This window comes from Pseudomonas sp. PA-5-4B, assembly GCF_021606215.1.
GTDB classification, from domain to species: domain Bacteria; phylum Pseudomonadota; class Gammaproteobacteria; order Pseudomonadales; family Pseudomonadaceae; genus Aquipseudomonas; species Aquipseudomonas edaphica.
On the sequence record NZ_WKDB01000117.1, the window covers coordinates 1 to 9,742 of the forward strand.

Sequence of the window (9,742 nt, forward strand, 5' to 3'; positions counted from 1 at the left end):
GCCCTGCGTTGGGGCGCGCAGCGGCCCTGAAACCTGAGCATGCGGTTTAACTGAAAAATCGGATTAGCCGCACTGGGGCCGCTTCGCAGCCCAACGCAGGGCAAGCCTGCTCGCCACAACAAGCCTGCTCGCCACAACAAGCCTGCTCACCCCACCAATCAGCGCAGGTCTCGGTCCACCCACAACACCGCCTTGCCGATCTGCTGGCGCGCCTCGATGCGCGCGTGTACCTGTTGCACCGTCTCCAGGCTGTAATGGCCCTCGATCTCCACGCTCAACGCCCCTTCCAGCATCGCCGCGAACACCGCATTGGCACGCCGCTGCACGGTCGCCCCGTCGGCCATGTGGTCGGCCAGGCGTGGGCGGGTCAAAAACAGCGAGCCCGCCTCGCCCAATTCAATCGGGTCCAAATCGCTCAGTGAGCCCGACACGTTGCCATAATTGACGATCAAACCCCGCGTGCGGCAAGCACGGAAACTCTCGCGCAAGGTGGTTTTGCCGAGCGAATCAAACACCACATCCACTCCGCGCCCATCCGTGGCTTGCAGCACCTGATCGGCAAAGCCGTCATAGGTCCAGGCCCGGTGGGCGCCACGTTGCCGGGCAATCGCGCATTTTTCGGCGCTGCTGCCGGTGGTCAACACGGTCGCGCCCAACCGCCGCGCCATCTGCACCAACAACTGGCCGATGCTGCCGGACGCCGCGTGAATCAGGCAGCTGCTGCCGGCCTGCAAGCGCGCCACGTCCTCAACCAGGTAGTGCGCGGTGCAGCCCTGAAACATCGCCGCAGCCGCTTGATCGAAGGGGATGGCGCTCGGAATCTGCGCGACTTTGTCGGCAGGCACATTGGCGTATTCGGCATAGGCGCCCCAGGCAATGCACCAGGCCACCCGGTCGCCCACGGCCAGGTGGCTCACGCCCGGGCCAACCTCAACCACCACGCCGGCGCCCTCCATGCCCAGGGTGCAAGGCAAGCGCACCGGGTAAGTCACCGACGCCGCGTATTTGCCCTGGCGGGTATGAATATCCATGAAATTAATCCCGGCGCAGGCCACCTTGACCAGCACATGCCCGGCCGTGACCTGGGGTTTGGCCACATCATGGCGCAGTTGGGCGAAATCGGGACCGCCGTAGGCTTGCAGGGTAATGGCTTTCATCAGGGAACAACTCCGTTTGCACTGGGAAGCGGCCATGGTAAAAGGGATTATTCGGTTGGAATATTCCCCAATCCCTCCCAGCCTCTGTGCGGAAATAACCCGATGTTCGATTGGCAGGACCTCTACTACTTCACCGTGCTGGCCCGCACCCAGTCATTGTCGGCCGCCGCCCGCGAGCTGCAGGTGGAGCACGCCACCGTCGGGCGCCGGGTCGATGCACTGGAAAAAGCCCTGGGCGTAAAGCTGGTGGACCGCCTGCCCCGCAGCCGCCCGCTCACGGCGCAAGGCCTGGCCTTGGCGCAAGTGGCGGCGGGCATGGGCGATATGGCCACGCAGGTGATGCGCTTGTCGCGTGTGGCCTCCATTGAACTGGCCGGCACTGTGCGCGTCAGTTGCCCGCCCTCCATCGCCAACCACTGCATTGCACCTCAGCTTGCGCGTTTACGCGCCCACTACCCGCAGCTGAATCTGGTGCTGATGCCGTCCACTCAACTGGCCGCGCTGGACAAGGGCGAAGCCGACATCGCCTTGCGCACCGTGCGCCCCGACGAAGCAGCCCTGGTGCGGCGCAAAGTCGGCGTGGTGCGCTTCGGCTTGTACGCCGCACCTGCGCTCGAACACTTGCCGGCAGCGCAATGGACCTTCATCGCCTACGACGCCAGCCGCGACCACCTGCCCCAGCAAGCCTGGCTGCACCAACTGCGCGGCCCTCGCCCTATCGTATTTGCCGCCAGCGAGTTGATCACCCAGCAAATGGCCGCTCGCGCGCAGGTCGGCGCGGTAGTGCTGCCGACCCTGGTGGGCGACCACGACCCGCTGTTGACCCGGTTACCTACGCCCAGCGACGGCCCGGTGCGTGATATCTGGCTGACGGTCTACCCGGATATGCGCCGCTCACCGTCGGTGAAGGTGGTGATGGAGTTTCTGGTGGAATGTATTGAAGTGCAGGCGCAGCTGCGTCGCTGATTCAGGCCGTGGCGAGGAATTTCTTGCGATACGCCGCCGGCAGCATCCCCACGCGCTGCTGGAACAGGCGGCGAAACGAATTACTGTCTTCATACCCCACCGCGTAGGTGATGCTTTCGAGGGTCATGCGCGTGGACTCCAGCATCTGCTTGGCCCGCTCCAGGCGCAGGGTTTGCACATAACCCACGGGCGTATAGCCGGTCGCCTCCTTGAAACGCCGCTTGAAATTGCGCACACCAAAGCCAAAGCGCCGCGCCACGTCGTCAATTACCAACGCCTGGGCAAAGTGCTGCTCCAGCCAATGCTGCACCCGCAGGATCTCGCCGTCGCCGTGGTTCTTGGGCAACGACCACAGGGCGTACACCGACTGCTCGGTACGCACGCCGTCGATCAACAGGTATTTGCCACAGGTATGCGCAAGCTCTGGTGAACCGAAGCGGCGGATCAGGTGCAGCATCAGGTCCATCGCCGCGCTGGCGCCACCGCTGGTGATTACACGGTTTTCTTCACACAGGATCTGCGCGTCCTCCAGGCTCACGTCGGGGTAACGGCGCCGGAACAGCTCGGCAAACGCCCAGTGGGTGGTAGCGCGCAAGCCTTGCAACAGGCCGCTTTCGGCCAGCAAAAAAGCTGCGGTGCACATTGATGCCAGCACCGCGCCCTGGGCATATTGCTCACGCAGCCACAGGCCGTAGGCAGGAAAAGTGGGCAGGGCCTGCTTGAGGGTAAACAGGAAACCGGGGATCAGGATCAGGTCGGTGCGGCGCACCTGCGCCGCCGCGCACGCCACCTGCATGCACTGCCCGCTCCACGTGGTGACGGGCTGACCGTCCAGGGAGACAACCACGACCTCAAAGGGTGGGCTGTCGGCAAACAGATTGGCGGCGCTGAGCATTTCCAGGACCAGGGTGGCGTTGGCGGCAGAACAATCATCGGCCAGGAGCAAGGTAATGTGCATAAAAAGCCTGTTTGCGTTTTTCGCATGTAATAAGTCATTTGCGCACCTACCTTAGCCGATTTCGGCTGCGTACAGTGCGGCTTCTGATCAACTGCCTGGCACGTTTATGAATCTCTGGTTTCGATTGCTGTTCATGTTGTTCCGTCGTCCCTGGCGCAAGCCCGTGCAGGGTTTGGACACCACTGTAGTGCGCATGCGGGTGTGGCCGCTGGACCTGGATATCAACCGGCACGTCACCAACGGCCGGTACTTCACCCTGGCAGACGTTGCGCGGATGGATTTTGTGCTGCGTACCGGCGCTTTTCGCGTGGCCCTGCGCAACAAGGCGTTGCCGATTGTGGGCGACACCTGGGGCAAGTTCCGCCGCGAGCTGAAGCTCTTTGAAGTGTTCGAGGTACACACCCGCATGCTCGGCTGGGACCACAAATGGAGCCTGATGGAGCATCGTTTTATCAGCAAGGGCCGAGTGGTGGGCGTGGTGGTGATGCGCGGCCTGTTCCGCTCCGCCAAGGGCACCCTGCCCCCGGCCGACTTTGTGCGCGAACTCGGCTTGGCCGAAGCTTCACCGCCCATGCCGCAGTGGCTGAGTGACTGGGCAAACAGTTGTGATGAGATGAGCGTGCAGTTGCGGGCGCAGGAGCAGGTTTGAGCGCACCTAGGCCTTGGATACGAGTTTCTTCAGGTTGGCTTCGGCGTCATCCCTGGCCAGGTGGAGTATCGACGAAATTCATCCCAGTGCAAGTACCGACTTTTGCCGTCGACCGCTTTGCAGAGGCCCGCCAGCTCGATAACTTCCAAGCCGTATTGCTTTAGCAAATCTGCGAAATCGGTTGGCTTATGGGTTCTCGCCATCGCTGAAACTCAATTTTCGAAAACTGAGTTGTTCCTTGCGCATGGGGTTGGCGGTGTCAAGGGCTATGCAGTCAGACTGTGGGGTTGCGGGACGCGGAGCGTCCCAAGCGGCATTCCCACGCAGAGCGTGGGAACGATCAGACCGACAACTACCAGCTCTCCCCCAACCCCAACAACCCCAGAATCTGCCGGCGCAAACCCACCAGATAGGCATCATCGCGATGCCGAGGATAGGGCCGGTCAATGGTCAACTGCGCCTGGATCTTCGCCGGGCGGTCGCTGAACACGATCACGCGGTTGGCCAGCAGCAAGGCTTCTTCCACGTCGTGGGTCACCAGCAACGCCGTGTAGCCCTGGCGCTGCCACAGGTCGATAAGCTCCTTTTGCAGGGTGATGCGCGTCAGCGAGTCCAGCTTGCCCAGGGGTTCATCCAGAATCAGCAGCCGTGGCTGGTTGACCAGCGCACGGGCCAACGCCACGCGCTGGGCCATGCCGCCGGAAAGTTGTCGAGGGTAGGCGTGCGCGAAGGCGCTGAGGCCAACTTTTTCCAGGGTTTGATCGACCTTGGCCGAATGGGTCTTGAGCAAGCCTTGAGCCTCCAGGCCCAGCGCGACGTTGTCCCACACGCGGCGCCACGGGTACAGGGTCGGGTCCTGGAACACCACCACGCGGCTCGGGTCGGGGCCGGTGATGGCGTGCCCATCGGCCAGCAAACGCCCGGAGTCAGCCGGTTCCAACCCGGCCACCAGGCGCAGCAAAGTGGATTTGCCGCACCCCGAAGGCCCCAGCAACGCCACGAATTCACCGGGCGCCACCTCCAGGGAAACCCGCTCCAATACCGGCAAATGCTGCCCGTCCAGTGCAAAGCCATGGCTGAGGTTTTCAATCCGCAGCGCCAGCCCGGGCGCGGGTTGGATTGCTTGTGCCAGCGCTACCATTTCATCGCTCCTTTCTGCCAGGCCAACAAGCGGTCACGCACCAGGAACAACCCGGTGATCAACCCCGAACACGCCAGTGCCATGATCAATAATGCCGCGTACATGTTCGCGTAGGCGGCCCAGCCCTGAGCCCATTGCAAGTACCAGCCGATGCCGGATTTAACCCCCATCATTTCCGCCACCACCAAGGTCGAAAACGAGGCGCCCAAGCCCATGAACAAGCCGACAAACACGTGGGGCAACGCGGCGGGGATCGCCACTTTGAAAATCAGGAAGCCCGGCTTGGCACCCAAGGTGCGTGCCACGTCGTAATAGGCTTTATCGACACTCGCCACGCCGGACCAGGTCAGCACCGTGACCGGAAACCAGGTGGCCAGGGCGATCAGGAAAACACTCGCACTCCAACTGCTGGGGAACAGGAAAAAACACAGCGGCAGCAACGCCGTCGACGGCACCGGCCCGAGGATGCGCAGCACCGGGTGCAACCAGTAGCCGATGCGCATGGACCAGCCGATGGAGACACCCGCGACAAAACCAGTCGCCGCGCCCAGCGCCACGCCCGAACCCAGCAGCAAGGCCGAATGCAGCAGGCTGTCGGCCAGGCGCGCATAGTCTTCGACATACACCGCAAGCAAGGCCTGGGGCGGCGCGAAAAACGGCACCGGCAGCAGCGCCAGCTTGGCGGTGAGCAGTTCCCAGACACCCAGCAACACGGGCAAGGCAATCAACCACGGCCCGGCCTTTTGCAAGCGCTGGCCGAGCCGCGAAAAACGCAGGCCCAGCAGGCTCAACAGAATGAACAGCGCAGCCACCGCCACGCACACATTGGCCAGCCCTTGGGTCATTGGCCAATTGCGCACGGCATTGGGCCAATAGCTGATCAACAGTGCCACGGCCACCCAGGCCGCCACCACCGTGGCGCCCTGCCAGCCGGCCTTGAATGTCAGGGTTGGGTTCAGAGTTGTAGCGTCAACTGAAGACATCAGCGGTGATCTCCTTGGCAAACTCCACCGGGTCGGTGCCTTTGCTGATCACCTCGACGGTTTTCAGGTCGGTGACATAGGTGGTGATTTCCTGCGTCAGCGCCGCGCCGACCGCATGGTGGCCGTGGGTATGATCGTGCAGGATCGCCTGCACTTCCTCAGTGGTGGTATTCAGCGCATAAGCCTGGAAGCCCTTGGCGACTTCTTCGGGGTGCTGCACGGAATAATCGTGGGCCTCCAGAATCGCCTGGGTCAGCGCCGCGACCACGCGCTTGTCTTCACGTACCAGCTTGCCGGTGACGCCGACCACGCAGCAGCTGAGGTTGGCGTATTCCTCCACCAGGTTGGTGGACAACTCCCGCGCCACGCCGGACTTGATCAGGCGGTACATGAACGGGTCACTGCCGCTGACCGCCTGCACTTCGCCACGCTCCAGCGCGGTGCCCAGCAGGTCGGCAGGGTACAGGCGCCATTCGACGTCGCGCACCGGGTCGACGCCGTGCTTTTTCAGCAGGATCGAGAAGAAATTGCGGTCGGGGCTGGCCATGTCGGTGACGCCGATGGCCTTGCCCTTGAGGTCCTCCAGCCTGTTCACGCCGCCGTTCGCCGCACTCAGCAAGCGCAGGCAACCGCCGTGGGTACCGGCGGTGAGCTTGACGTCAAAGCCTTGTTCCAGCGCCTTGAGCCAACGCAGCGCCATGCCTATGCCCGCATCCGCCTTGCCGGTGGCGATGGCTTCGAGCAGCACTTCGGTGGAGTTGCCGAAGTTGACCAGCTCCACATCGAGGTTGTGCTTGGTGAAGAAGCCCTGGCCGTGGGCGATCACCACTGGCGCCAGGCACACAGCGTTGAGGTTGACCGCCAGTTTGAGCTTGCGCGGCGCGTCGAGGCGGATGAACTCGCCGGTACCTGCAGGTTCCGCAGGCGTGCCGTGCCCGGCGTGCTCGTCGGCCGCCAAGCCCAGGCTGGGCAGCGCCAGGCCGGCCATGGAAATGCCTGCCATGCCGAGCAAGCGGCGACGGGTCAAGAGATCAAAAGCAGCCATGCGCACTATTCCTTTAAATTGATGTACCCAATAAAAAACACCGCCGCCCAAATGTGGGAGCTGGCTTGCCTGCGATAGCGCAGTGTCAGTCAACAACGGTGCAAACTGACCCACCGCTATCGCAGGCAAGCCAGCTCCCACATAGAGCGCATCAGTCCAGACCGAGGTGCTCACGCAACGTCGAACCTTCGTACGCCGTGCGGAACAGGCCCTTGCGCTGCAAATGCGGAATCACGCTTTCGACAAATTCGGTGAACGAGCCCGGCAAGTACCCCGGCGAAATCACAAAGCCGTCGCAACCGCCTTGCTCGAACAGCTCAGCCAATTGGTCGGCGATCTGCGCGCCGGTGCCCACCAGTTGCGGCACGCGCACGCTGCTGGCGAAGATCCGGCCGAGTTGTTCCAGGGTCAGCTCAGAGCCTTGCATCAGCAGCTTTTCAGCGGCCGCCGCGTGGATCAGCGGCGATTGCGCCACCTCGGCCAAGGTGGCCGACAACGGGAACGGCGACAGGTCCACATTCAGCTGCGAAGCCAGTGTCACCAGCCCCAACTCCGGCCGCGCCAGGGCGTTGTGCTGGTCGCGCTTGGCGCGGGCTTCGGCTTCGCTGCCGCCAATAAACGGCATCACCGCGGTGAGTATTTTGCAGCTGTCGGCGGCGCGGCCTTGTTGCACCACCTGGGCGCGCACGTCATCGCGAAAGGCCCGCATCGCCGCCAGGTGCGGGTGAATGGTAAAAATCGCCTCGGCCCACCGTGCGCCAAAGCGCCGACCCCGCCCGGAAGACCCGGCCTGGATCAGCACCGGCCGGCCCTGGGGCGAACGCGGGATATTCAGCGGGCCTTCAACCCGGAACCACTCGCCCTGGTGTTGCACCGAGGTAATCAATGCCGGGTCGGCGAGCACGCCGCTTTCGCGGTCGAGCTTGAGCGCGTCCTTGCCCCAGCTGTTCCAGAGTTTCAGCGCGACCTCGACAAACTCATCGGCGCGGTCGTAGCGCAGGTCATGCTCCAGGTGCTTGGCCTTGCCGAACAGGCGCCCTTCGCTGTCATTCATCGAGGTGACGATATTCCACGCCGCGCGGCCCTTGGACAGGTGGTCCAAGGTGGCGAATTCGCGGGCAATATGCGCCGGTTCGTAATAGGTGGTGGAACGGGTCGCGCCCAGGCCGAGTTTGGTGGTCTGGCCCACCAGGTACGACAGGATCGGCAGCGGGTCGAGGCGCGTGGCGTCCTGGGCGCCGTAGCGCAAGGCAAACTCACGGGAGCCGCCCATCTGGTCGCCCACGGCCAGGCGATCGGCGAAAAACAGGAAGTCGAACAAGCCTTCCTCCACGACTTTGGCGATACGCGTGTAGTACTCGGGGTCGAGGTAATTGCCGACGGTTTCGGGGTGGCGCCATACCGCGTGGCTGTGCACCACCGGGCCGCTCAACAGGAAGGCTGACAAATGGATCTGGCGGCGTGAGGTCATAAAGCGTCTTCGCGGGAAAGTTCGCTTTTGATTATATTAATCACGCACGATTATGAAAGAATCATATAACTCTATGGTTATGCCCGATTCGTCGGACGCTGCAAAAAGCGCCCTAAGCTCAGATCGAAAGAGTATTTATCGAATGCTTTTCATAACTTTAAGCTTGGCGCTATTTCGCAAGAAAATCGCGGTGATGACAGGCACGCCTTACGCCAAGGCGGTGGATGCGCAGGATGTGCAGACCTGGAAGCCTTAAGGCCGCGACAGGTTTGCACGCGCGGTAAACAGGGCGCCCCGGAAATGGTACAACAGCTACCTTCACTCTTTTCCTGGGGACCGCCGCTCATGACGTCCAAGCTCGAACAACTCAAGCAATTCACCACCGTGGTCTGCGACACTGGCGACCTGGAAGCCATCAGCCGCCTGCGCCCGGTGGATGCCACCACCAACCCGTCGCTGCTGCTCAAGGCCGCCGCCATCCCGGAATACGCCGAGCTGCTGCGCAATGCCGTGAGCCTGTCCAAAGGCAATGTGGGCCTGGCCTGCGACCACTTCGCGGTGTCGGTGGGCGCGGGCATTCTCAAGGTGATTCCGGGGCGTATTTCCACTGAAGTCGACGCGCGTTTGTCGTTCGACGAAGACGCGCTGTGGGCCAAGGCCAACCAGCTGATCGCCCTGTATGACCAGGCCGGTGTCGGCCGCGACCGCGTGCTGATCAAACTGGCCTCCACCTGGGAAGGCATCCGCACCGCCGAGCGCCTGGAAAAAGCCGGTATCCAGACCAACCTCACCCTGCTGTTTTCCTTCGCCCAGGCCCAGGCCTGCGCGGATGCCGGGGTGTTTTTGATCTCGCCGTTCGTGGGCCGCATCTACGACTGGTATCGCAAAAACACCGGCCTGGACTACACCGGTGCCGAAGACCCGGGCGTGCAGTCGGTGACGCGTATCTACAACTACTACAAGACCAATAAAATCGACACCGTGGTGATGGGCGCCAGCTTCCGCACCTTGAGCCAGATCGAAGAACTGGCTGGTTGCGACCGCCTGACCATCAGCCCTGACCTGCTGCAAAAACTGGCTGACGATAACGGCGTGCTGCAACGCAAATTGGCGCCGGGTGCAGAAGGCGAAGCGCGTCAGCCATTGACCGAAGCGCAATTCCGTTGGGCGTCGAATGAAGATGCGATGGCCACCGAGAAGCTGGCCGAAGGCATTCGCCAGTTTGCGCGGGATCAGGAGAAGCTCGAGGCGGTGCTGGCTGCGCTGTAAGGTACTAAAACCGCATGCGGTCAAATGTGGGAGCTGGCTTGCCTGCGAAAGCGGGGGGGGGCGGCAGATTCCCTTCGCGGGGGAGCACGCCCCCCCCAGAAAC

General features: G+C 62.7%; 9 protein-coding genes. 3 read left to right on the forward strand and 6 right to left on the reverse strand.

Annotation, left to right across the window (positions count from 1 at the left end; translation table 11 throughout):
• Nucleotides 1-158 precede the first annotated feature (158 nt).
• Nucleotides 159-1,157 (reverse strand): quinone oxidoreductase family protein, encoded by a 999-nt coding sequence (locus GIW28_RS29910; protein WP_099547762.1) that lies wholly within the window; start codon nucleotides 1,155-1,157, stop codon nucleotides 159-161.
• A gap of 102 nt (nucleotides 1,158-1,259) precedes the next feature.
• Between GIW28_RS29910 and GIW28_RS29915 the strand changes: the two genes are divergently transcribed.
• Nucleotides 1,260-2,123, forward strand: coding sequence for a LysR family transcriptional regulator (locus GIW28_RS29915; protein WP_177032253.1), 864 nt, complete (start codon nucleotides 1,260-1,262; stop codon nucleotides 2,121-2,123).
• A gap of 1 nt (nucleotide 2,124) precedes the next feature.
• Here the strand turns inward: GIW28_RS29915 and GIW28_RS29920 are convergent, their stop codons facing one another.
• Complete coding sequence (locus tag GIW28_RS29920) at nucleotides 2,125-3,081, reverse strand: GlxA family transcriptional regulator (RefSeq protein ID WP_236447989.1); 957 nt, start codon at nucleotides 3,079-3,081, stop codon at nucleotides 2,125-2,127.
• A 106-nt stretch (nucleotides 3,082-3,187) separates the two neighbouring features.
• Here GIW28_RS29920 and GIW28_RS29925 point away from each other — a divergent pair, with 106 nt between their 5' ends.
• Nucleotides 3,188-3,730, forward strand: coding sequence for an acyl-CoA thioesterase (locus GIW28_RS29925; RefSeq protein ID WP_099547759.1), 543 nt, complete (start codon nucleotides 3,188-3,190; stop codon nucleotides 3,728-3,730).
• A gap of 352 nt (nucleotides 3,731-4,082) precedes the next feature.
• Here the strand turns inward: GIW28_RS29925 and GIW28_RS29930 are convergent, their stop codons facing one another.
• The 4 genes from GIW28_RS29930 to GIW28_RS29945 form a co-directional block, all read right to left on the reverse strand.
• Nucleotides 4,083-4,871 (reverse strand): ABC transporter ATP-binding protein, encoded by a 789-nt coding sequence (locus tag GIW28_RS29930; protein ID WP_236447990.1) that lies wholly within the window; start codon nucleotides 4,869-4,871, stop codon nucleotides 4,083-4,085.
• A complete protein-coding gene (locus GIW28_RS29935; protein ID WP_017137741.1) occupies nucleotides 4,865-5,854 on the reverse strand; it encodes an ABC transporter permease in 990 nt (329 codons plus the stop codon). Before GIW28_RS29935 ends, GIW28_RS29930 begins: the two co-directional genes overlap by 7 nt.
• Nucleotides 5,841-6,899, reverse strand: a complete 1,059-nt coding sequence (locus GIW28_RS29940; protein WP_236447991.1) for an ABC transporter substrate-binding protein — start codon at nucleotides 6,897-6,899, stop codon at nucleotides 5,841-5,843. Before GIW28_RS29940 ends, GIW28_RS29935 begins: the two co-directional genes overlap by 14 nt.
• 151 nt (nucleotides 6,900-7,050) lie before the next feature.
• Nucleotides 7,051-8,370, reverse strand: a complete 1,320-nt coding sequence (locus GIW28_RS29945) for an LLM class flavin-dependent oxidoreductase (protein WP_138454001.1) — start codon at nucleotides 8,368-8,370, stop codon at nucleotides 7,051-7,053.
• Nucleotides 8,371-8,715: 345 nt separating this feature from the next.
• On the opposite strand from GIW28_RS29945, the gene tal reads away from it, so the two are divergent.
• A complete protein-coding gene (gene tal, locus GIW28_RS29950) occupies nucleotides 8,716-9,639 on the forward strand; it encodes a transaldolase (RefSeq protein WP_236447764.1) in 924 nt (307 codons plus the stop codon).
• Nucleotides 9,640-9,742: the final 103 nt, after the last annotated feature.